General features: G+C 36.8%; 20 protein-coding genes and 1 other RNA gene. 6 read left to right on the forward strand and 15 right to left on the reverse strand.

Annotation, left to right across the window (positions count from 1 at the left end):
* Positions 1 to 50: 50 nt before the first annotated feature.
* The 7 genes from OWO01_RS02165 to OWO01_RS02195 form a co-directional block, all read right to left on the reverse strand.
* The gene (locus OWO01_RS02165; protein WP_268778784.1) at positions 51 to 1,316 is read right to left on the reverse strand and encodes a C40 family peptidase; all 1,266 of its coding nucleotides are present in this window, start codon (positions 1,314 to 1,316) and stop codon (positions 51 to 53) included.
* A 251-nt stretch (positions 1,317 to 1,567) separates the two neighbouring features.
* Positions 1,568 to 2,338 (reverse strand): type I 3-dehydroquinate dehydratase, encoded by a 771-nt coding sequence (gene aroD, locus OWO01_RS02170; RefSeq protein ID WP_268778785.1) that lies wholly within the window; start codon positions 2,336 to 2,338, stop codon positions 1,568 to 1,570.
* A 121-nt stretch (positions 2,339 to 2,459) separates the two neighbouring features.
* The gene (locus OWO01_RS02175) at positions 2,460 to 3,923 is read right to left on the reverse strand and encodes a glycoside hydrolase family 32 protein (RefSeq protein ID WP_268778786.1); all 1,464 of its coding nucleotides are present in this window, start codon (positions 3,921 to 3,923) and stop codon (positions 2,460 to 2,462) included.
* A 24-nt stretch (positions 3,924 to 3,947) separates the two neighbouring features.
* The gene (locus OWO01_RS02180) at positions 3,948 to 4,931 is read right to left on the reverse strand and encodes a carbohydrate kinase family protein (RefSeq protein ID WP_268778787.1); all 984 of its coding nucleotides are present in this window, start codon (positions 4,929 to 4,931) and stop codon (positions 3,948 to 3,950) included.
* Positions 4,932 to 5,089: 158 nt separating this feature from the next.
* Positions 5,090 to 6,457 carry a PTS transporter subunit EIIC gene (locus tag OWO01_RS02185; RefSeq protein WP_268778788.1) on the reverse strand — a complete coding sequence of 456 codons (1,368 nt, stop codon included), beginning with the start codon at positions 6,455 to 6,457 and terminating at the stop codon, positions 5,090 to 5,092.
* Between the two features lie 67 nt (positions 6,458 to 6,524).
* The gene (locus tag OWO01_RS02190) at positions 6,525 to 7,517 is read right to left on the reverse strand and encodes a LacI family DNA-binding transcriptional regulator (protein WP_268778789.1); all 993 of its coding nucleotides are present in this window, start codon (positions 7,515 to 7,517) and stop codon (positions 6,525 to 6,527) included.
* A 176-nt stretch (positions 7,518 to 7,693) separates the two neighbouring features.
* Positions 7,694 to 7,999, reverse strand: coding sequence for a hypothetical protein (locus tag OWO01_RS02195; protein WP_268778790.1), 306 nt, complete (start codon positions 7,997 to 7,999; stop codon positions 7,694 to 7,696).
* Positions 8,000 to 8,558: 559 nt separating this feature from the next.
* Between OWO01_RS02195 and OWO01_RS02200 the strand changes: the two genes are divergently transcribed.
* Positions 8,559 to 9,386: a hypothetical protein gene (locus OWO01_RS02200; RefSeq protein WP_268778791.1), complete on the forward strand. Its 828-nt coding sequence runs from the start codon at positions 8,559 to 8,561 to the stop codon at positions 9,384 to 9,386.
* A gap of 507 nt (positions 9,387 to 9,893) precedes the next feature.
* Here OWO01_RS02200 and ssrA read toward each other — a convergent pair.
* From ssrA to OWO01_RS02215, 3 genes are all read right to left on the reverse strand, one after another.
* Positions 9,894 to 10,256: a transfer-messenger RNA gene (ssrA, locus tag OWO01_RS02205) on the reverse strand.
* 121 nt (positions 10,257 to 10,377) lie between these two features.
* Complete coding sequence (smpB, locus tag OWO01_RS02210; RefSeq protein ID WP_268778792.1) at positions 10,378 to 10,839, reverse strand: SsrA-binding protein SmpB; 462 nt, start codon at positions 10,837 to 10,839, stop codon at positions 10,378 to 10,380.
* 89 nt (positions 10,840 to 10,928) lie between these two features.
* Positions 10,929 to 11,183 carry a hypothetical protein gene (locus OWO01_RS02215; RefSeq protein ID WP_268778793.1) on the reverse strand — a complete coding sequence of 85 codons (255 nt, stop codon included), beginning with the start codon at positions 11,181 to 11,183 and terminating at the stop codon, positions 10,929 to 10,931.
* 282 nt (positions 11,184 to 11,465) lie between these two features.
* On the opposite strand from OWO01_RS02215, the gene OWO01_RS02220 reads away from it, so the two are divergent.
* Positions 11,466 to 12,323 carry a GNAT family N-acetyltransferase gene (locus tag OWO01_RS02220; RefSeq protein WP_268778794.1) on the forward strand — a complete coding sequence of 286 codons (858 nt, stop codon included), beginning with the start codon at positions 11,466 to 11,468 and terminating at the stop codon, positions 12,321 to 12,323.
* A 1,116-nt stretch (positions 12,324 to 13,439) separates the two neighbouring features.
* On the opposite strand, the gene rnr is transcribed toward OWO01_RS02220, so the two are convergent.
* From rnr to secG, 3 genes are all read right to left on the reverse strand, one after another.
* Entirely contained in the window at positions 13,440 to 15,740 is a 2,301-nt protein-coding gene (gene rnr / locus OWO01_RS02225) for a ribonuclease R (protein ID WP_268778795.1), read from the reverse strand.
* A 43-nt stretch (positions 15,741 to 15,783) separates the two neighbouring features.
* On the reverse strand, positions 15,784 to 16,527 hold the full coding sequence (locus tag OWO01_RS02230) for an alpha/beta hydrolase (RefSeq protein WP_268778796.1): 744 nt from the start codon (positions 16,525 to 16,527) through the stop codon (positions 15,784 to 15,786).
* Positions 16,528 to 16,894: 367 nt separating this feature from the next.
* Positions 16,895 to 17,125, reverse strand: a complete 231-nt coding sequence (gene secG, locus OWO01_RS02235; protein WP_268778797.1) for a preprotein translocase subunit SecG — start codon at positions 17,123 to 17,125, stop codon at positions 16,895 to 16,897.
* Positions 17,126 to 17,362: 237 nt separating this feature from the next.
* On the opposite strand from secG, the gene OWO01_RS02240 reads away from it, so the two are divergent.
* From OWO01_RS02240 to ptsP, 4 genes are all read left to right on the forward strand, one after another.
* Positions 17,363 to 18,115, forward strand: a complete 753-nt coding sequence (locus tag OWO01_RS02240) for a DeoR/GlpR family DNA-binding transcription regulator (RefSeq protein ID WP_268778798.1) — start codon at positions 17,363 to 17,365, stop codon at positions 18,113 to 18,115.
* Entirely contained in the window at positions 18,112 to 19,029 is a 918-nt protein-coding gene (pfkB, locus tag OWO01_RS02245; protein ID WP_268778799.1) for a 1-phosphofructokinase, read from the forward strand. The genes OWO01_RS02240 and pfkB overlap by 4 nt, the downstream gene beginning before the upstream one ends.
* A gap of 224 nt (positions 19,030 to 19,253) precedes the next feature.
* Positions 19,254 to 19,523 carry a phosphocarrier protein HPr gene (locus tag OWO01_RS02250; protein ID WP_268778800.1) on the forward strand — a complete coding sequence of 90 codons (270 nt, stop codon included), beginning with the start codon at positions 19,254 to 19,256 and terminating at the stop codon, positions 19,521 to 19,523.
* Positions 19,524 to 19,529: 6 nt separating this feature from the next.
* Entirely contained in the window at positions 19,530 to 21,245 is a 1,716-nt protein-coding gene (gene ptsP, locus OWO01_RS02255) for a phosphoenolpyruvate--protein phosphotransferase (RefSeq protein WP_268778801.1), read from the forward strand.
* A gap of 236 nt (positions 21,246 to 21,481) precedes the next feature.
* Here ptsP and OWO01_RS02260 read toward each other — a convergent pair whose 3' ends face one another.
* Positions 21,482 to 22,549 carry a glycoside hydrolase family 11 protein gene (locus tag OWO01_RS02260; protein ID WP_268778802.1) on the reverse strand — a complete coding sequence of 356 codons (1,068 nt, stop codon included), beginning with the start codon at positions 22,547 to 22,549 and terminating at the stop codon, positions 21,482 to 21,484.
* A gap of 767 nt (positions 22,550 to 23,316) precedes the next feature.
* Positions 23,317 to 24,606: a phosphopyruvate hydratase gene (eno, locus tag OWO01_RS02265; protein ID WP_268778803.1), complete on the reverse strand. Its 1,290-nt coding sequence runs from the start codon at positions 24,604 to 24,606 to the stop codon at positions 23,317 to 23,319.
* Positions 24,607 to 24,645 lie beyond the last annotated feature (39 nt).

Here is a 24,645-nt window from a genome sequence, read left to right on the forward strand (position 1 = left end):
TTTGATCGAATTATTCATTCAATCAAAGCTCCATATATTATATATTATGCTTACTGTACACGTCTTACATGGCCTTTAAACGCATCTGCCCAGTAACCACTACTCATATCCGCTACTGCAACACCTGTTGAAGTTTGTGCACCAATAAATTTATTATTACCAATATAAATACCTACATGACTGTTTGAACGTCCACGAACTGTATCAAAGAATACTAAATCTCCTGGTTGCATCTGGCTTGTTGAAACTCTGCTACCAATCTGTGATTGTCCTGATGTACTAGTCGGAATACTAATTCCTTCTGTACTAAACGCCCATTGAACAAATGAAGAACAATCAAAGTAACCATTTGCTATATCTGACGCATTACGACCTGCGCCAAATCGATAAGATGATCTTCCAATATATTTATAGCCAGCAGAAATGACATTACTAATGCTTCCACTCCCTGATGAACTTGCACTGTATTGCTGAATTTCACCACTAGAATCATTATTTCCTGTATCAGCAACACTTCTAGCAGTTTCCTCAGCCTGTCTCTGTGCTTCTGCTCTACGTTCCGCTTCACGTCTTGCTGCTTCTGCACGAGCTTCTTCAAGCACTCTAGCTAATTCATTATCTTCTAATTGTAATTCTTCTACTAATGCTTGACTTTCAGCTTCGCGTTCTTGTAATATCGCTTTATTTGCTTCATGTTCTTCTTTTTGAGTAAGAATCATTGCTTGCATCATTTCTAGTTCTTCTTGAACCTCTTTTAAATCTTTTAATTTATCTTCCACTTCTTTTTTTTGTATTTCTAGCTTTTCTTGATCTGCTTGGAATCTCTCAATCAGATCCGAATCCGCTTGTGCTATTTTCGTAATCATCGATACTCGATTAATGAAGTCACCAAAGCTTTCAGCACCAAATAATACTTCTAAGTAGCCAACTGAACCACCATTTCTTTGGATAGAAGCTGCACGATCCTTTAATAGATCGTTTCGACGCTCAATATCTTCCTCCAACTCCGAGACCTCTTCTTCTAGTCTCGAAATCTCTTCTTCTTTTTCGGTAACTTCTTCTTCTGTTTCTTCAATCATCATTTCATTTGCTTCTATCGCTTCGTCTACGCGCTGAATTTCTTCGTTTAACTCTACTAATTCTGCTTGCACCTCTTGTAATTCTTGCTTTTTCTCTTCAATCTCGGATTGCAATAAAGAACGTTCTGCTTCAATTTGGCTTGTTGTATTGGCCTGCACAACACCGTCGACAGTTGGAACAGCAAAAATAATCCCCAAAGATAATGCTAAGCTTACTACTACTTTTTTCCTACTCACGCGTATCCACTCGCTTTCTATGTATAATCTACTATACTTATATGATTGAAAAACTATTAAATTCATTAAAAAAATAACTTTTTCAAAAAGAAAAACGCTGCTAATTTGCCAGCAACGTCAGTATAACATCCTAAAATGACAGAAAGATGATAGAAATATTACAATTACATTTCAATTTTAAAAGAGTTAAGTATTTTCCTATTATCAAAAAAGAAAAAACGAGAATTAAACCTCTTTTCTCGTTTTTCATACTAATTACCTATGTTTTTATTGATTATGTTTAAAATTGGTAGTAACTCATTTACGCTTACTTGACCAGGTGCAGAAGTTTGATCAACTGCTGCAAAAGTAAGACAAGAGCCAAACAACTCTCCAGACAACCGGCTAATCAGTCCCATCCCCCCCATTGCCATTGTTATAATAGGAATGTTAGTGTGTATTCGGTGCATTTCTTCTGTTGCTGATAACAATGTGAGGACATCGTGTGGTTTATTCGGCATTACAGCTATTTTACTAATATCGGCTCCAAGCACTTCTGCCTGTTGTAATCGAGCGATTATTTCCTCTTTTGGAGGTGTTTTATCAAAATCATGGTTGGAAACAATGGTTTTAACGTCGTACAACTGTGCTTTTTTCAGTAGTTGCTCGCGAATCGGAGCAGGAGTATATAGTTCAATGTCAACAAGATCGATTTGTCCAGTCTGCATGATTTCCTTATTTAACTCCAAATAGTACTCATCAGATATCGCTTTTTCCCCACCTTCTTTTGCTGTTCGGAACGTAAAAAGAATGGGAACTTTCGAGATAACGGAGCGTAGCTTAACCAATGTTTTCTTCACTTGATCTAGCTGCTCTACTTCTTGGAAAAAATCAACACGCCACTCTACTAAATCTATATCATAAGTAGTGATTTTTTTCGAAGCTATCACCAGTTCATCTGTGGTTCTTCCCACTAGTGGGACACAAATTTTTGGACGATCTAATCCAATATCTAACCCCTTCACTTGCACTGTTTTATTCAAAGATATCACCCTTTTATTATGTATTGCTATATTATAACATGGTCTAGCTAGATTTTTTTGAATAATTTGAATCAACCAAAAAAAGCCACGTATATTTAACCGTGACTTTTCGCTTCTAAGATTATGATGTTTTTTGTAACGACCATTTCTTAACGTTTATTTTGGCTGATCCTCCGAAACAAATGATATCAGACCCTTTTTTTGGGGTTGGATAAGTTCTTGTTGTAAAAACTTTCTCTCCATCATTGACAAACAACTCTAGAGAAGAAGCATCTGAAAAAATGTGTAAATTCGTTAAATTCTCTATTGTTGTTTTTCTTTCTTTTCTTCCATACCCTGATGCACCAAGGGATAATGTTAATAACTGATCTTCTTTATGATAACTAATCGTCATATCTTTTCTTAACTGAACAGTGAATATTTCTCCTATTTCATGGAAAGTGAGGAACATTTCGTACACTTCTCCTTGCAATTCATTTACTTCTGTTTTTCCATCGACATGGATATTCATCTCGGATAACTCTTTTCTAAGTTTCTCATATTCAATTAATGGACGTTGCAAAAGTTTTCCTTTTTCGAATATCAACTCTCTTGGTAATGTCATCGCATGTTGCCAACCATGCTTAATAGTTGGATTAGAATATTCCGGTTCAATATCAGGTAACCCCATCCATCCCCACAAGATTCTACGACCAGACTCATCTTCAAAGGTTTGTGGAGCATAAAAATCAAAGCCACAATCTAACTCCACAAATGGCTCTGATGGTTTAAACGTTTGCTGTTCCCAATCTGTATTTCCAATAAAATAACCAGATTGATACACATTATGAAATTGATTTTCTAAAGGATCCATTCCTTGTGGCGAAATTAGTAAAACCTCTTGACCGTTGAGTTCAAAGAAATCAGGACATTCCCACATGTATCCCATGTTAGCCTGGTGTTCAACAAAAATGCCTTGGTAGCTCCAACTCTTTAGATCCGTTGATTTATATAGTAAAACCTCACCTTGGTCCTCCAGATTTCTGCCTCCCAAAATCATGTAATAGTGATTATCTTTCTTAAAAATTTTAGGATCACGGATGTGTTGCGTAAATCGTTCGGGATATTGATCTGCACCAATTACTACCCCTTGTTTGTTTAAAGTAAAACCATCAGGGCTTGTCACATGAATTGTGTTTTGTTCTCGCCCACTCGTAATATAATTATGATCTCCCTTATGTCGAACATTTCCTGTATAAAAGAAATGAAGTTGATCATTTTCAATAAAAGCACTTCCTGAATAGACACCATCTATATCGTATGGCTGATCAGGATACAGTGCGATGTCTTGGTCTTCAAAATGAACCATATCTTTCGATGTTTTATGTCCCCAATATTTCAATGCTCCGTTTGCATCAATCGGAGAATACTGATAGAACAAATGATAAAGTCCACGAAACTGACAAACACCATTCGGATCGTTCAGCCAACCCGTTGGAGGCATTACGTGATAATGCAAGCGCCAATGATCTGCTTGAACCTGCTCTCTGAAGTTTTCACTTTCTGACTCTATCGTATCTTTTAATCTTTTTGCACGTTGATTCAACTGTTTCCTCTCCTTGATGTAAAACTATTTCTTTTTCTCTGCTAAGAACTGTTCCGCCTCTTGATAACTTGGCAGTGCATCAACAGCTCCATTTTTCAATGTTGTTAACGCAGCAAAACTGTTACTAAACGCAAGAATATCTGTCCCTTGTTCTAGCTCTATCTGGTTTACTTTTGTTTGAGTGATTGCAAACTTTTGCAATTGAAATAGTGTTGCCCCGACAAATGCATCACCTGCTCCTGTCGTATCAATTGCTTGTACTTGAAAACCAGTATGCTTGAATGTTTCTCCATTCTTCAGCAGCATTATCGCTCCCTTTGCTCCTAAAGTATAGATGATACATTCTACATTACCCGTAAATAAGCTTTTTAATGCTTCTTCTTCATCTTCTATACCAGTAATAAAGGCTAATTCCTCGTCCGATACTTTTACTACATGAGCATAAGGTAAAAATTCATTAATAGCTTCTCGACACGCTTCTGATGAGTCCCATAATGGCAAGCGAACATTCGGATCAAAACTTACTAAACCACCAGCAGCAATTGCTTGTTCAATCACCTGTTGGTGTGCTTTTTTTACAGGTGCATCAATCAAATCAACCGAACAAAAATGAAGAATATCACTAGAATCAAAAGGAATATCTTTAACCTCATCCGCGGTTAATAACATATCTGCACTTGGCTTTCGATAAAAGGAGAAATCGCGTTGTCCGTCTTTTTTTAACGAAACAAACGCTAGACCAGTATTGGCTTCTGTTGTTTTCACTAAGTGACGCGTATCTACTGCGTGTTTTTCTAGTTGCTCTGTAATATGATTACCAAAGGCATCATCCCCAAGCTTTGAGATAAAACTAGTTTGTCCACCTAACTTGGCTGCAGCTACCGCTACATTAGCTGGCGCACCGCCCATAACACGTTTAAACTGTGGGACGTCTTTTAACTCTGTATCTGTAATGGTTGGTATAAAGTCAATCAATGCTTCTCCTATTGTATAGATTGTATTCGGCAAAAAGATCACATCCTTATAATATTGACGAAAAATGTTAATCAGTGGGGTATTATTACGTTTCCCCACTGACTGAATTTTGAACATACCTGATTACTATTTTTTGAAAAATTATTCATAAATATGATCAGGTTTCACTATTTTCTTTTATTCAATCGATTCTAGTTTAACTCTTTTCTGATTGTTTTCGCTTGGATACGTATCATTAGAAACGCTACACTAAATGAAACGGCGATTACTAAAAGATATTGAGTCATAGTCCAAATATCTGTTGTGTATAGTAGTAAACCGGGAACAAACGTAATTCCCATCCCTGTTGCCGCTAATCCTAAAAGCGACGTAACTAATCCACCAGCGGCTCCACCGATCATTCCAGATACAAAAATTCGGAAATGGCGTAAGTTAACACCAAATAAGAGCGGCTCTGTAATTCCGAATAAAGTGGAAGCAGAGGAAGATAAAGCATTACTACGTTTTACCTTGTTTGTCATTAATAAACCTGTTGCAATTGCTGCACCAAACTGACCTGCCATACTTGCTGTCATTAGAGTCTGAATAACGTTCGAACCAGTATCATTTATTAAGCTAATTTCAATAATGCTTAATGAGTGATGGAGACCCGTAATAACAAGTAATTGCTGAAATGCTGCAAAAATAATATAGCCAATTCCAAGCGGTGCTTCTAAAATATATACAATAAAGTCAATAACTCCAGTTTCAATCGCTTGTAATATAGGACCTAAGATAAATAGCATGGTTCCAATCGTTACAGTTAGACTTACAAATGGAGTAACAACAAGATCCATCATTTGTGGCACAAATTTACGTAATCCTTTTTCAAGTTTTGAAATCAAGTACCCGGCAACAATTGCAGGAATAATAGATCCTTGATAACCAACAACCGGTATTCCAAAAACATATAATGGATCCGCTCCACCTTCGGCAACTACCCATGCATTCGGAAGTTGAGGGGCAACCATCATCAAACCGACAACAATACCAATAATCGGATTACCACCGAATTTCTTCGTAGCACTATAAGTAATCAATACTGGTAGAAAAGCAAAAGCAGTATCTGTTAACATCTCAAAGAGGATCAATCCAGTATCTGTTAAATCCATTCCTAATTCCAACAATAAACCTCGTATACCCATCAAAAGACCAGTTGTAACTAGTGCGGGGATAAGCGGTACTAAAATATCTGCTAATGTACGCACTACTCTTTGTACTGGGTTTAAGTTTTTGTACACATCATCTTTAAAACCATCATCTTTTTGATCGGAATCCAATACTTGGTTCATTTCTTCATAAACTTGATTTACTTTTCCAGTACCAAAGATAAATTGGTGCTGGCCAGTATTAAAAAAGTAACCTTTACATTCTGGAATCTCTTCTGCTTGTTTTTTGTCAACTAAAGTATCATCCTTTAAGATGATTCGTAATCGAGTTGCACAATGCTCAAAGTTTTTGATGTTATCTTCTCCACCAATAACCTCCAACAGCTTTTCAATGGTTTGTTTATGTTTCATTACATTTCCTCCTATACAATATCCGAAATCGATTTCATGGTGTTTGTTTTTTGTTGATGATAAGGAATCACTTCTCCTTTTCATCAACACTTTCTCTAATCCGCAAACTAAAATCTACTACCATTTCATTCTTTACATACCCGTTCTCAATTAATGTAAACAAATTTTTTGCAGCCATAATCCCAGTTGTTTTATGGTGTAAACGTACCGTTGTTAAAGGCGGAATAAAGTATTTCGATAACTTACCGTCCCCCATTCCTGTAATAGAAATGTCTTCTGGAACAGTTAATCGATGGTCACGTATACAATGAATCGCTCCGATGGCTAACTGATCTGTAACTGCCATAACAGCTGTTGGTTGTTTGTGTGCCAGAATCTTCTCCATTTGTTCGTAACCAGATTCAATGGAGAAATTTCCGATTGCAATCAGCTGATCATCCACTTCCAATTTTGCTTCTGACAATGCATCGAGATATGCTTGCTTTCGCTTGATCCCAACAGCTATATCATGCGGACTGACACCAATGAATCCAATTTCTTGATGACCTTTTGCTAAAATGTGTTTCATCATTGCTTTGGCTGCATGGTAATCATCATGAATAATACTAGGATAACCATCCACTTGCTGACCCACCATCACGATCGGTACAGAAATACCCTTTGCTACCTTATAATGTTGCTCCGTCACTTCCGTTGCCATCATAATAATGCCATCAACGAGACGGTTACTTAGAAATTTTAAAGACTTGATTTCTTCTTCAATTTGCAAATCTGTATTTGCAATTAATATTTGACAATCGTGCGCTTTTGCAACCTCTGTAATACCGTCAACAACACGACTAGCAGTTTCCGTACTAATTTTTGGAACGATAACACCAATAATATTTGTTTTACGATTTTTTAAAGATTTAGCAATTTCATTCGGTGTATAGCCAACTTCTGCAATAACTTTCTCCACTGCTTTTCTTTTTTCATCAATGACATAACCTGAATTATTCATCACACGAGATACCGTAGCTGGAGAAACCCCTGCTAGTTTAGCAATATCTTTTATTTTCATTGGTTTCACCTAACTTAATCTGAAATCGATTTCAGATTAAGTATAACAAGTTTAAGTAAAATGTCAAGCGCTTTCTTTTTAGGTGTTTATTAAGAAGCCATCTCTTAAAAGAAATGACTTTGCTTTTTATTTTTATAGTTACGCATAGAAAAATTTCTACATTCCTAAACAAACACTTAACCATTCTTATTCAATTTTTCAATGTTTTTATTAAGCCTTCCCAATTGTCTAATCATCATCCAATTTTGTTCAACAATCGCAGATAGATACGTAACTTTTGCCTGCTCCTCTGCCTTCGCAAAACTTAACGCCATGCCCATTTTGAATAAGCCATTCCCTACCAAATCATTAGCCACTCGCTTTAGCACTTGTAAATCTTTTTCATCCAAATCTTCCAGCTGATACTTTTCCATGAATTTTTGCATCTGCTTTTCATCTTTCGTCATTTTTTTATCATCGTCTTTTGATCCGAATAATCCCATGTAATCATACCTCCAAAATTCATTAGTTCTAGCTTGTTTCATAAATTCATTTTTTATTTATTATATCCAAAAGTTTATTGGACATTCTTCTCTTTATCTTTAATTGATTTTGTATTCAAGTAACTCCCTCTGAAAAAATCAATTTTATTAGCTTCAACAAAGTATACTAACACCAATTTATTCATCTTCTCCATTGTCAAAAAAAATGTTGCAAATTAAAGGAAAATATTGCATTATTTATACAGGTGCTCTTTTACTGATTTTAATAAAAGAAGAGTTAAAATTGAAATGAAATATGTTTTAACTTAAAAAGTGACAGAAACCAAGGGAAAATACTTATTTAGAAGTTGTATAAAGTGAAACTTCAATCAGTAAGGGTTTTTTAGGTATTCCCCCACTGATTGTTAGCCCTAAAGGATGAGCTAAAGACCCTTGAACTATCCAGGGTGATAGCGTCCGTTACGCCCAATTAAACAACTTGATATTCTCGTTGTTTTGAAGTGGGAATCTTACGGACGGTTGCTCCGGGATAAATAAATACGAATAGAGGAATAGAAACTTGAAGAAGTTAATCGTAACAGGTAGTATGGTTTTGCTAATTCTTTTTGGGTGGATTGTACTCAAACCTACCGATGATCCAGGATTGGATTATGCGCTTATATTCGGTAGAAATTATATTAGTTACAATTTAGACAATGAAGATGTGCGCTTTAATATATTTGGTGTACTAGAAAACGGAGGAAATCTGGAAGCGTTAGATCAACTCATCACAGACGTAGCGTTTAACAACACGAATATGAGCATTGTCGATTATCACTTTGATCAAGCTGAAGCACAAGGTGACTATCAATTATTTAACTTATTAATAAATGTCGAAAGTTCTTCCAATCAAATTGAATCATCTGATCGATTCATTATTTCGTTTAAAGATGGGAAAAGTAGAGAATATGAATTTGGTAAAGCAGTGGTAACAAACATTAATGCTGATAATGAAATCATTGATTTTCCTAATCAAATCACTGTCTCTTATCCTTATCTAAGCCTTAATATGGAGATTCATAATGTTTCTTCTGAAGATATTGTTTTGACAGGTATTACAGATTTAGCGAACCAAATAAGCTATTCATTTGAGCCAGAGGAACAGATTCAATCCAACCAAAAGTATCAGATTGATATTGACTTTGCAGACGAAGTGGAATCCTATGATTTTCATACCTTGACTCCCCTTCTGAACTATATGTACGATCAAACACATCAAACAGCTGTTATGCATGGAATGATCTATGGAATGTTTAGACCAGACGAAGAAAAGATTGAGTTGATTTTAGCTAATCATAATAAAGTGAAACTTCAATCAGTGGGGGTTTTTAGCTATTCCCCCAACTGATTGTTAGTTGAACCATTCGGGGTGCTAGCGTCCGTTACTCCCACTTAAACAACTTGTTTTTCTCGTTGTTTTGAAGTGGGAGTCTTACGGACGGTTGCTCCGGGATAAATAATATTAAGGAAAAAGGTGATACTTTTTCAAATTACTTTAATCAGAATTCTGTTAACCATTTTACCTTGAGTAAACAAACGCTATAGTTTAGAAGCCTTTAGCTCATACTTTCGAGTTACTAGTTCTTCCATCTTTGTAATCATTACACTTTCTAATCCAGGTAATTTCATGGTAAACTGCATATACACGCATCTCCCATCCCTTTGATTTGTTTCTAGTTAATTCAAGTGTAAAGGATATAGGAGCTTGCGTGTTTTATTTTGCTTGAATTTTTTCAGACCCGAACATATATAATAGAGCGGCAAAAAAGCCATCTCCCATAGGAAATGACTTCGTTTAAAATGTATAAGGTTACCACCATGATAGCAACACTGTCTTATCAGTGCTTGATATGTATGGTGGAGACGGTGGGAGTCGAACCCACGTCCAGAGATATTGCCACTCAAGCGTCTACATGCGTAGTTGATATATTCGCATTTCGCTTGCCATTCAGCCTATCAACAGGCTTCCTAGCAGCTAGTCTGATTAATCTCCTCTAAACATCCGCAGACGGTGAATGTTTAGCGTATCCCGCTTCATTTGAGACCCTTCATCTAGCACACGGGCGATGATAGGAAGGATCCTTTAGTGCTGCTTAGGCAGCTGCTAAAGAGAAATTGTTTTCTTTGCCAGTTATTATTGGCGGGTAACGGTTTACGAGTCGTAACCTCGGCACGCAACTTGAGCTCAAACTACCCCTGTCGAATCCGTAACGTCCCCATGAAAGGAACAAAAACGGATACGGCGAATATTGAGCCGATATCATATTTTGTTGTCAGTATTACAAAATTAATTATATCAAATCTACAGAAAAAATCAAGTTATTGACGATAACTACCAATTAATAACTATCTTTAATCGCACGCTCGATATCACGTTTTGCTTGTTTTTGCTTTAAGTCATCACGCTTATCATACTTTTTCTTCCCTTTACCAAGGCCAATCAATATTTTAGCTACACCGTTTTTCAGATACATTTTTAAAGGCACAAGAGAATACCCAGCTTGTTGTGTCTCACCAATCAATTTATTAATTTCTTTTCGATGTAATAGTAATTTTCTTGTGCGGGTTGGTTCATGATTAAACTGATTTCCTTGCTCATATGGAGAAATATGCATATTATGCAAAAATACTTCACCTCGTTCTACTCTGGCAAAGCTATCCTTCATATTCACACGTCCATTACGAATCGACTTTATTTCTGTTCCTTTTAAAACCAATCCAGCTTCATAAGTTTCTTCGATAAAAAAATCATGACTTGCTTTCCGATTCTGTGCAAGTACCTTTCCACTACCCTTTGGCATCCGCTTGCCTCCTCTCACTTACGCAATCTTCATTTTAACAGGTTTAATCATTCAAAACAACGCCACAAGCCGGAATACTAATACTTCAATCAGGCTATAAAATATAGAACAAGAAAACTAACCACACCATAAGTAAGTAGAAAAGGTAAAAACACAAAAGCATTCCGATCATTAATTAACCGTATAAACAAGAGTTTTGTAGCCATAACACCTATTCCGATAAGCAAAAGAGCAATAACCGCTAAAAGTACTGTATCAACGGTAACAATGAATAATACAAGCAAACAATAGAGGGCTAAAGCCACCCCTAACCCTGCAGATATCCCGACTGTTTTTTTAGACATTTCCCCACACCTTTCTTATTCTCTCTTTATTTCTTCTTGAATCAATAAGGCTTTACCAATAATACGTCTAGTTTTGGCTTAGACTAACTACCTAATCATCCGTGTTATGTAGAAATTATTTTGAACCCGAATGTTTACGACATTTTCACTAAGATAAAATAACTATACCATATTTTTTGAGCATTTTTTCATCTAAAGTTTCTCTAGTTTTTTTTATAGACAATAACAACCTGATTATGCGAAGATAGATATCGGATATAGTGATAGAAGGGAGCATCCAGATTGACGACAGAAAAAATGATGAGGCAATTACAGTTACGAGACTTACCAATTGCAAAAAAAATGAAAACAAATATAACGGATGATTACGTCATTGAAATTTTCGAACGATTAGTTACTTCTGAGAACCAATCGCTCTATGGACTATTTATTGATGAGGAGCTAGTTACCATCGCAGGATATACAATCTTTCCAGGCGGTTATGCAATGCTTGGCCGATTAAGAAGTGACGTTCGTGTACATGGAAAAGGCTATGCAACAGAACTACTTTTGTACCTTATTAAGCAATTAAAGCTAAACCCTAAAATCGTTTGGATAGGTGGCAATACCAATATCCAAAACTCTTCAGCTCGACGTGTACTTTCAAAATTGGGATTCTCTGAATTAAAAACCTTTTACGGGTTACCTATTCAAAAGCGCGAACGAATAAATAATGTACCTGGACCTATTTGGCAACAGGTTCATTCTGTTCAAGAAAAAAGAGCACTCCTAACAAAATTAGCAAAAAGCAATATACTAAAAATCTACCCTTATGAGTGCTTTTATCCATTTCCGTTTCGCCAAGAGTTAGTAACAGATGAAGATTTGGCAGAATCGCATTTTTTTCAAAATCCTTCTGCTGATCGCTGGGTAATCTTAAAGAAAGATTTTAAAAAAGAAGCCTTCGTTCAGGTCAAGTATTTTTGGAATGATCATTTTGAGCAAGCAGGATTATTTGAAACGATTGATGAATTTGTGGCAAATGACGAGGAACATCCACGACCTTGGTTTGATTTCACAGATAAAGGATATAAAAAGATTCCTGATTTAACTGCATTTGAGGTCTCCGATGGATGGGTATTATATGGAGATTGGGTGTAGGGTCAAATAGCTGTGGTATATTTTTTACAGTTTTATGATTGTAACCCCATAACCACTGTCCAACACTTTTTTCAAAGACTCACGAATATCAATTCTGGCTATTTTTTTCTTAACAATAGCCATATTTACAGTAAAATCACTTATTTGCGAATAACTTTTCGATTTATTTACATTCTTCGGAATTTTATTCGCATCTTTTCCAATTTATTCGCATTCTCTGCGTTTTATTCGCATCTTTTCCAATTTATTCGCATTCTCTGCGTTTTGTTCGCATCTTTTCCAATTTATTCGCATTCTCTGCGTTTTGTTCGCATCTTTTCCGATTTATTCGCATTCTCCGCGTTTTGTTCGCATCTTTTCCGATTTATTCGCATTCTCTGCGTTTTGTTCGCATCTTTTCCAATTTATTCGCATTCTCCGCGTTTTATTCGCATCTTTTCCAATTTATTCGCATTCTCTGCGTTTTGTTCGCATCTTTTCCGATTTATTCGCATTCTCCGCGTTTTGTTCGCATCTTTTCCGATTTATTCGCATTCTCAGCGTTTTGTTCGCATCTTTTCCAATTTATTCGCATTCTCCACGTTTTGTTCGCATCTTTTCTGATTTATTTGCATTCTCCACGTTTTGTTCGCATTTTTTCTGATTTATTCGCATTCTCCGTGTTTTGTTCACATCTTTTCCAATTTATTCGCATTCTCCGCGATTTGTTCGCATCTTTTCTGATTTATTCGCATTCTCCACGTTTTGTTCGCATCTTTTCTGATTTATTCGCATTCTCCACGTTTTGTTCGCATCTTTTCTGATTTATTCGCATTCTCCGCGTTTTGTTCGCATCTTTTCTGATTTATTCGCATTCTCCGCGTTTTGTTCGCATCTTTTCTGATTTATTCGCATTCTCCACGTTTTGTTCGCATCTTTTCTGATTTATTCGCATTCTCCACGTTTTGTTCGCATCTTTTCTGATTTATTCGCATTCTCCGTGATTTGTTCGCATTCTCCGCGTTTTGTTCGCATCTTTTTCAATTACATTTTCTGAATAGCCTGCGTCTTTTAAACGCTACGTACGTCCCCCCACAAAGCAAAAAAGGCCATCACATATTGACGACCTTTTTTATATTATTTCTTCTTTTTCTTTTTCGTTGCTTTTGGAGGTGCTACTTTGCCTTTAGTTTTTTTCTTGCCTTTCTTTTTGCCTTTCTTTTTCTCGCTAAATTCTTTTTCTTTTCGTGGACGTTCACCATTTGATTTTCCCTGAGTTAATCTTGGTTTTTTCCCTTGTTTCTTCATACCAACAATCTCGAAGTCAACTGCGCGTTCTTCCAGATTCACATTTGTCACTTTTACCGTAATCGCATCACCTATTCGGAAAACTGTACCTGTTCGTTCCCCTACCATCGCGTAGGAGCGCTCATCATAATGGTAATAATCATCGGTTAATTCACTAACATGAATTAAACCTTCTACCGTATTCTCTAACTCAACAAACAAACCGAAGCCAGTAACAGAACTGATAACTCCATCGAACGTTTCCCCGATTTTGTCTTGCATATATTCTGCCTTTTTCAAATCGTCTGTTTCTCGTTCTGCATCAACTGCTGTTCGCTCTTTCTCTGAGGTATGTTTTGCAATTTCAGGTAGTTTATCTCGCCAATGTGCTTGTGTTTTGTTATCGACCTTTTGTTCAATTAAATAAGTACGGATTAAGCGATGAACAATTAAATCGGGATAACGTCGAATTGGCGAAGTGAAATGGGTGTAAAAGTCAGTAGCCAAGCCGAAGTGCCCAACACTCACGGGATCATACTTCGCTTGTTTCATAGAACGAAGCATTAATTTTCCGATAATCATTTCTTCTTGTTCTCCACTTACCATTTCAAGCACTTTTTGCAATGCTTGTGGATGAATTTCATTAGCAGTTCCTTTTACCGAATAACCAAACTGCCCGATAAATTCAAAGAATTTTTGCAAACGATCTTCATCAGGATCTTCATGTATACGATGAATAAAAGGTAGATCTAACCAATGGAAATGTTCAGCAATGGTCTCATTTGCTGCCAACATGAATTCTTCAATCAATCGCTCAGCAACGGAGCGTTCTCTTAATACAACATCTTTTGCATGACCTTCATCATCCACCAGTACTTGCGCTTCTTTGAAATCAAAATCAATTGCTCCACGCCCAAATCGTTTTTTTCGAAGCGTAGCAGCTAACTTTTCCATCTCCTCAAACATCGGAACGAGTTGACTATATTCTTTTCGCAGCTGTTCATCTTGATCAACTAGAATTTTATTCACATCACGGTACGTCATGCGTGCTGTTGTATTAATGACACTTTGAAAAATTTCATGATTAACCACTTCACCCTGGTCATTAATTTCCATTTCACAACCAAGCGTCAGGCGGTCGACATTTGGATTTAACGAACAGATACCATTTGAGAGACGATGTGGAATCATTGGAATGACACGATCGACTAAATAAACACTCGTAGATCGCTCATATGCTTCCATATCGATTGGAGACTTTTCCTCCACATAATAGGAAACATCCGCAATATATACTCCCAGTTTTGTATTGCCATTCGGTAATTTCTGTACCGTAACCGCATCATCTAAGTCTTTCGCATCCGCACCATCAATCGTAACAATTTGTTCATCACGTAAATCACGTCGATTTTTTAACTCATCTGGGTTAATCTGATCTGGAACGCTTTCTGCATGTTCTAATACTTCATTAGGAAAGTCAATTGTAATACCATATTTATAGATGATCGAGAGAATATCCATTCCAGGATCATTTTTATGGCCCAGTATCTCAACGACTTCTCCTTCCGCTAGCATGGTTCCTTCAGGGAATTTTGTAAGCATGACAATTACTTTATGACCAGATACAGCACCCTTGCTGTCCTCTTTTTTAATAAAAATATCATTCGGGATTCGCTTATCATCGGCTACAACGAAACCAAAGTTACCCTTGTCTTGATACGTACCAATCACACGATTGGAAGAACGCTCGATAATCTGCTCTACTACACCTTCTAGCCGCTTATCACCTGTCTGCTCTGCTTCAATTCGAACCATTACTCTGTCATTATTCATCGCGCCTTTTAAATCATTCGGATTAATGTAAATATCCGCTCGCGATTCATCCTCTGGAAGTAAGAAAGCAAACCCTTTCTTATGCATCTGAATCTTTCCACGAATTAAACCCATACGTTCGGGTAATGCATAACGATTCTTCCGTGTTAATAAGAGATCGCCACTTTCTTCTATTTCATTTAATGTCTTTACTAATGTTTTAAACTGATCGGCATCCTCTAATTCCAATTCAGCTTCGATCTCATGGATTGTTACAGGCTTAACTGCTTTTTCATGGATAAATGTGAGGATTTTTTCTTTCATTTCTGCTTGTTCCATTTCTTCACCTTCTTCCTATTAGACTGGTCTTTTCTATTATTGGTTAAGACCAATCTAATGATTCTAAAAATTGATAAATATCTTCATGGACCGCTTCTTTTTTTGGTCCCAATGTTATCGCATGCCCCGCTTCCTGATACCATTTAATATCTTTCTGTTCTGCTTCAACATTATCATAAATATACGTAGCACTATCGGAGTTAATCATATGATCATCTTCTGCTTGAACTACTAAAGTTGGTGCATAAATATGATCCACATGCGCTCTTACATCGTCAAAAAGATCCGCTAGTTGTTCAAATAATGGTTTTGCGTTTTCAAGTAAATTTGTTACCTCTTCATCGACCTCAGATTCTGTTTTCCCTTCCTGTTTTTTGTATTGAGAGGCAAAATATCGAAAACCTTTTGTCAACTGGCTTTGATTGTCAAAAAACATCGGAGAACACATTGGTGCGACCCCTACCACTGGTTGAGAGTATGCCAATTTCAAACCGAGTACACCACCCAATGACAAGCCAACAACTGCAATTTTTTTATGTCCTAGTTCTTTTAACACTTCATAAGCCGCTAATACATCTTCCCACCAATATTCAGGACTACCTTCTAATAGATCTTCAGGTGTTTTGCCGTGTCCTCGATAAATAGGGGCATGAGATGTATAGCCCTTTTTTTGCAGAAATCTCCCTAACATCCGGACATCCCCACTATGTCCTGTGAATCCATGTAATAATAATACCGCTCTTTCCCCTTCTTTAAACGTAAAAGGCTCCGGTGTTCGTATGTTCATTGTGATCGTCCTTTCTCCAAATCTATCTCTATCTTATTATAATGGCTTAATCTTACCAAAATTAGACACACCATGCACTCTATATGTTTCGAATCATAAGAAAAACCGGGAATGTTCACCCGATCCTTTTAAAAAATGGTAAGAAGCTATATTTTGTACAGGGCTGATAGTGACAAGCTATACCGTTTTACTTATTAGAAAGTAGCCATCAGACCATACTGTTATTCTAGAAAATCTTTTATACCTATTTAAAGATAAAACACCTAAAAAAATATCACCATAAAGCTGTTTTTTTAAACTTTATCTTTTAAAAAAGAAAAAAGCACCCTCACTAGTACTAACTAATGAGAGAGCTTACTTCATGAACTTATAGTATATAAGCAACTGCAAATGTTAAAACAAAGAATAACACAGCAGCTATAATCGTCGCACGTTGTAAAACCGCATCAAGACCTCGAGCCTTTTGTTTACCAAATAATTGTTCAGCACCACCTGAGATCGCCCCAGATAACCCTTCACTTTTACCAGATTGAAGAAGAACAAGTATAATAAGAGAAACAGCAGCAATGATTAATAACGTAATCGCAACTCCTAGCATGGTTGCGTACACCTCCTAGACGAACTCAATCTATTATCTATAGTTAATTTAGCACAAAAACCTAGTTACCTGCAAGTGAATTTTTGTATAATTCTTCATAGCACATCATTAATCTTATTTTTTACAATCGCTTTCTCCTAAGTTGGAATGTTTTGATTATTTTTGAATGATTTTGATTGAAAATAATTGTTAGTTCCTTTATCATAAGAGAGAACCCTTACAAAGGAGGGAGAATGAATGTTAACTCCAAAACGACATGTATTGATTGAAGAGTTGCTTGAAAAAAAACGATACATTACGATTCAGGAATTAGTTGATACAACTGGTGTTTCTGAATCAACGATCCGACGTGATTTGAGTGAGTTAGAGAAACAAAATCGTCTTATTCGTGTGCATGGTGGCGCTTCTTTACGACATACTACACGACAAGAATTAAGTTATCCAGAAAAATCTATTCAATATGTAGAAAAAAAGAAGTCGATCGCGAAGCTTGCTGCTACTGTCATTGAAGAACATGATTTTATTTACCTTGATGCTGGAACAACTACGTACGAAATGATTCCCCATCTCGTTGATCGAAATATTACTGTTGTAACTAATGGATTAACACACCTAGATTTACTAAGTCAATTGCATATCCAAACATATTTGCTTGGTGGTTTTGTCAAAGAAACAACGAAAGCACTCATTGGAGCTAGAGCATTAACAAGTTTGGGTGAGTACCACTTTAACAAATGCTTTATTGGCGTAAATGCGCTTGATTTAAATCACGGGTATACTACGCCTGACCCAGAAGAGGCTGCAATCAAACAGAAAGCATTAGAATGCTCTGAACAACGTTATATTCTAGCAGATCATTCTAAATTGCATCAAGTTGCTTTTGCTAAAATTGCAAATTTAGATGCTGCAACGCTCATCATTGATGAAATGAATGAAGATACATTATTAGAGCTAAAACAGAAAACAGAGATAAAGGTTGTGAACGAATGATCTACACTTGCACATTAAATCCATCCATTGATTACATTGTACAAGTAAGCGATTTTATGTACGGAGAATTGAACCGTGGAGAACGAACAGACTACTATCCTGGTGGCAAAGGAATAAATGTTTCTCGTGTTTTAAAACGTCTAGAGATAGACAATACTGCTCTTGGGTTTCTTGGTGACTTTACCGGTGATTTTATCAAGTCCTTTCTATTAAAAGAAAAGATAAGAACAGACTTTATCGAAGTTAATGGAACAACACGAATTAATGTGAAGCTCAAATCTAATCAAGAAACAGAAATTAATGGGGCTGGCCCGAATATTTCAGACAAAGACTTGCAACAACTTTTTGATCAGATTCGTCAATTACAGCCAAATGACATCCTTGTTGTCGCTGGTAGTATTCCAGCTTCTGTTCCCAATGATTTTTATGTGAAAATCGCTGAGATATGCACCGAAAACAAGGTGAAAATGATTGCGGATACATCAAGTCAAGCCTTAAAAGAACTTCTAGGAACAAAATTATTTCTCGTAAAGCCTAATCAACATGAACTAGGTGAATTGTTTGATGTACGAATAGATTCGATAGAAAATGCAGTATACTATGGCAAACAACTACAGCAACAAGGAGCAGAAAACGTCATTGTATCCATGGGTGGTGATGGTGCCGTTTATATCTCTGATAACAATTGTTTCATCGCTAAAGCACCCAAAGGAAAAGTGATCAATACTGTCGGGGCTGGAGACTCTATGGTTGCTGGTTTTTTGACAGCGTATAACAAAGGATTGGAACAAGATGATATTTTTCGTTATGCAGTGGCAACTGGGAGTGCAACAGCTTTTCAAGCAGATCTTTGTGAGAAAAAAAATGTGGAAACGCTTCTTCAATTGGTAGAACTAAAAAAAGCTGAATTTTAGCATGAGGTATGGCAAAAAAGGTATTGGACTTCATGTTTAGAAAATGATATTGTGATATTGGTATATAGGAAAAAGAGAGGTATAGCATAAACTTTTCTTATACAATTGATGGGTACAATAACATTGTTTCATGTTTTGCTTGAAATAGTTCCATTAAACAAAGTACAATTGTACTTAGGTATACCTATTTTTCAAAAAATTTAATTTATTAGGAGGTTTTTTTCATGGCAGCTGAAAAAACAGTAACAATTACAGACGCTACAGGAGTTCACGCACGTCCAGCAACAGTATTAGTAAACAAAGCAGGTCAATTCGCAGCAGACATTACGGTTGAATACAATGGTAAATCCGTAAACTTAAAATCAATTATGGGTGTAATGTCTTTAGGAATCCCTAAAGATGCAGAGTTGAAAATCGTTGCAGAAGGCTCAGATGAAAAAGAAGCAGTAGAAGCTATTTATGACGTAATCAAACAAGAAGGATTAGGAGAGTAATATCATATGAGTATGATCAAAGGTATTGCGGCATCCAATGGTGTTGCTATCGCAAAAGCGTATAAGCTTGAGACACCTGACCTTTCTTTCGAGACTAAGAAAGTAGAGGATGTCGCTTCGGAAATTAAACGCCTGGAAGCTGCGCTTGATATTTCCAAGTTAGAACTAGAAAAAATTAAGGAAAACGCACGCAAAACACTCGGTGATGAACACGCAGAAATATTCTCTGCTCACTTACTTGTTTTAAGTGATCCAGAATTGATTACGCCTATTGAGGACAAGATTAAAAATGAAAGCGTTAATGCAGAAGCAGCACTACACGACACAGCAACGATGTTCATTAACATGTTTAAAGCAATGGATAATGAATACATGCGTGAGCGTGCAGCTGATATTCAGGACGTAACAAAACGTGTAATGGCGCATTTGTTACAGGTTTCTTTCCCTGATCCTGCTCTTATTGACGAACAAGTTGTCATCATTGCTGAAGATTTAACGCCTTCTGATACTGCACAACTAAACAAACAATTTGTTAAAGGTTTTGCCACAAATATCGGTGGACGTACTTCTCATTCAGCAATAATGGCTCGTTCTTTAGAGATCCCTGCAATTGTTGGAACGAAGACAATTACAGAGGATGTTAAAGAAGGCGATATCCTGATCGTAGATGGTATTGATGGTGATGTCATCATTAATCCAACTGTAGAGGAAATTGCACTTTATGAAAAGAAACAAGATAATTTTGCAAAACAAAAGCAAATCTGGGCCAAATTAAAAGATGAGCCAACTGTTTCCAGTGATGGAACACACGTCGAGCTTGTCGCAAATATCGGTACCCCAGACGATGTACAAGGTATACTTAATAATGGCGGTGAAGGTGTAGGTCTTTATCGTACAGAATTTCTTTATATGGGAAACAGTGACTTCCCAACTGAAGATCAACAATTCGAAGCTTATAAATCTGTCCTAGAGCAAATGGGTGATAAGCCTGTTGTTGTTCGTACACTCGATATCGGTGGAGATAAAGAACTTAGTTACTTAGATCTTCCTCATGAGATGAATCCATTCTTAGGATTCCGAGCAATTCGCTTATGTCTTGAACGTGATGATATCTTCCGTACGCAATTGCGTGCACTACTACGTGCAAGTGCTTATGGTAACTTAAAAATCATGTTCCCGATGATTGCAACGTTAAATGAATTTCGTGAAGCAAAGGCATTGCTATTAGAAGAAAAAGCAAACTTAGTGAATGATGGTGTGAGCGTATCTGATGATATCGAAGTTGGTATTATGGTTGAGATTCCGTCCACTGCAGTAATTGCTCGTCAGTTTGCGAAGGAAGTTGATTTCTTCAGCATTGGAACAAATGATTTGATTCAATACACAATGGCGGCTGACCGAATGAACGAACGTGTTTCTTATCTTTACCAACCATATCATCCGGCTATCCTTAACTTAGTGAATAACGTTATCGAAGCGGCTCACGCAGAAGGAAAATGGGCAGGAATGTGTGGAGAGATGGCTGGCGACCCCATTGCTATTCCAATCTTACTTGGACTTGGACTCGATGAATTCAGTATGAGTGCAACCTCTATTTTACCAGCACGTACACAAATTAAGGATTTATCAAAAGCTGAAATGGCTTCTTATAAAGAAGAATTATTAAGCATGTCAACGGCTGATGAAGTAGAAGCATTTATTCGTGAAAAAACAAACCAATAATTTTGATGCACTTGTCCATCTTAGTTTAATACTATAAAGTGAAACTTCAATCAGTGGGGGTTTTTAGGTATTCCCCCGCTGATTGTTAGTTGAACCATTCGGGGTGCTAGCGTCCGTTACTCCCACTTAAACAACTTGATATTCTCGTTGTTTTGAAGTGGGAGTCTTACGGATGATTGCTCTAGGATAAAATGCCAGTTTCTCTATTAAGAAACTGGCATTTATAAAGTATTGAATTAATGAATTTCTAAATAGTCAAGAAGCACATCCCACGTATCATTATCGTTCGTAACAATTAACTCAATCAGTTGAGGACCTGTTCCGTGACGTACATTTTCAATCGTATAAGTGGCTGGGTGTTCATCTCCAAAGTAAAACGTACCTTTGTATTCACCACCAATCCTCAAATCAACACTAGCCAAAGCAGATTGATCCGAGGCTCCTCGTAATGAAAAGTTGTGCGTATCCCTTGCAAAATACTGCGTATACGAAACCGCATCACCGTTAGCATATAATGTAACTCCATCAAATGGCGAGTAAGTTCGACTAGCATAAGGTCCGCTTAGATTCATCGATTCTGCTTCAACTCGTGTTGGTCCTGATCCGCCCGATCCACTTTCATTAATGATCAAGTTATTCCGATAAACATTAGCTTGTCCACTACTTTGATACCCTTCAATGGTTAAAGCAACTTCGTACATGTTCCCCATTTGCATACCTAAACGTTCCCATGCTTTAAAGTGTTCACTTACTGAAATCGTTCCACTTGTTCTTTTGTCTCGTCTAACACTCCAATATTGTTGAAATGTTTGCGTACCTCTGATTGATGGTTGACTGACACGCGTAGTTTCATAGATATCGTAAGTGCCACCATCCACATGAATCGTCCCTTTTGAAGATGCTCCTGGTGGTCTCCAAGTTCCCCAACTATCAACAATATAATACTCTACAAGAGGGTCAACACTCCAACCATAGACGGTTAAATACGAGTTTCCATTTGGCTGATAATTGACACCAAAATCAATGGATATATCTCCAATTTGTTGATGAGTGCGCGTCTCATCAAATCGTCGTCCTTTTCTAAACAAAATATTGTTAACGTTACTCCACTGAGCACTGAAAGTTCCGCCATCACCCAATGTCATCGATCCAGAACCACCACTATCCTTCCAAAATTCATAGTCATAGCCACCATGTGTGCCGAGTTCATTACTAGTTACTGCTGCAAAAACGCCCGTTGTTATTAATAAACTGATAAAGCAAAAGCCAATGAGCAAGTACTTCGTTTTTCTTAACAACTTCATTTTTAAAACCTCCATTAATTTTTTTAATTAGGTTTAATCCTGATGTTTTAGCAGCTGTAGCAATCAGTGCCTCCCTAACATCTAACTGTTTAATTATTCACCTCTATTCTTTGTTATATATTGGATGTACACTTATATATTAACAATTTTTTCATATTATACAACCCTAAAAACTATAGATGTTTTTTTAAGCCAGCCACTTTAGTAGATTAACTGTTTTTAATTTGACCCCTTGTGGTTTACCCTGACAGAAAGGCTCGTAATGTTTTAAAATGTCTATTTTCAGTATTGGCCAGTAAGTAAGCTGAATAGTAACCTACTCCGCTTGTTCAAGCATATTAAAGTAATACATGAATGATGTAATTGTTATATGGATACAAAATTGGATTGTGATGTTTTATTGTTTGAGAATCAATAACACTTTTTTAGATTTTCAAAAGAAACTATCGAAGAACAATGTTTATAAACTAGTTTGTGTAAAAACCAACTATGCGCTCAAACTAGCGTATCAACAGAAATTGGCGACACTACATCAGGAAAAGTGAGAGTTGAAGCCCCGCGCTGCGGTAAAAGGAATCACGTTTTGCTTGCGAACTGATGATGACTTATCACAGATTGCTTCGTGAAGTAGTCTAGTTTTTGGTGCTCGAAGCTGAACCAGGCTATAATCTGTTCGGAAAAATTATCCATAGTTAACGAGTTTTATTCCTAAACAAAGACAAAACCCCTAGTAGCGTAAGTGCTACTAGGGGTTTGATAACTTATCCTTATTTGTTGTTTAAGTTATAGAATGCAGCTTTTCCTGCATATTTAGCTGTTTCTACTAATTCATCTTCAATACGTAATAATTGGTTGTATTTCGCAACACGGTCCGTACGTGAAGGTGCACCAGTTTTGATTTGTCCTGCATTTGTTGCAACAGCGATATCAGAAATTGTTGTATCTTCTGTTTCACCAGAACGGTGCGAGATAACAGCAGTGTAACCAGCTTGCTTAGCCATTTCAATTGCTTCAAATGTTTCTGTTAAAGAACCAATTTGGTTAACTTTAACTAGGATTGAGTTACCAATACCTTTTTCAATACCTTCAGCAAGTTTTTCCGTGTTCGTAACGAATAAGTCGTCACCAACTAATTGTACTTTATCACCTAGGCGATCAGTAAGTAATTTGAAACCATCCCAGTCGTTTTCGTCAAGACCATCTTCAATAGAGATGATTGGGTACTTATCAACCATTTCCGCGTACCAATCAACCATTTCTGCAGAAGTACGAACAACGCCTTCACCTTTCAGGTTGTATTTACCGTCTTCATAGATTTCAGAAGCTGCAACGTCCATTGCCAATTTAACTTCTTCACCTGGTTTGTAACCAGCTGCTTCGATTGCTTCAATAATTGTAGCAAGTGCTTCTTCATTTGATTTCAAGTTAGGAGCAAATCCACCTTCATCACCAACTGCAGTGTTGTAACCTTTTGAAGAAAGAACTTTTTTAAGGTTATGGAAGATTTCAGCACCCATACGTAATGCTTCTTTGAATGTAGGCGCTCCTACTGGCATTACCATGAATTCTTGAATATCAACGTTGTTATCCGCATGTTCCCCACCGTTTAAGATATTCATCATTGGTGTTGGAAGTACAGTAGCGTTAAATCCACCTAAGTAAGTGTATAATGGAACACCTAAGTGGTCAGCAGCAGCGCGTGCCACAGCCATAGATACTCCAAGAATAGCGTTAGCACCTAGTTTAGCTTTGTTTGGTGTACCGTCTAATTCAATAAGAAGTTTGTCAATGACAACTTGACGAGTAACGTCAAAACCTAAAAGTTCTGGTGCAATTACTTCATTTACGTTTTGTACTGCTTTAAGAACACCTTTACCTAGGTAACGGTCTTTGTCTCCATCACGTAATTCTACTGCTTCATACTCACCTGTAGAAGCACCACTTGGTACTAATGCACGACCAAATGCTCCTGATTCTGTATAGATTTCTACCTCAACTGTTGGGTTTCCACGAGAGTCCATGACTTCGCGTGCATATACGTCTGTAATGTATGGCATAATTAAAATCTCCTTTTTTGAATATATTTATTGTAATTT

This window comes from Natronobacillus azotifigens (assembly GCF_026805325.1).
GTDB classification, from domain to species: domain Bacteria; phylum Bacillota; class Bacilli; order Bacillales; family Amphibacillaceae; genus Natronobacillus; species Natronobacillus azotifigens.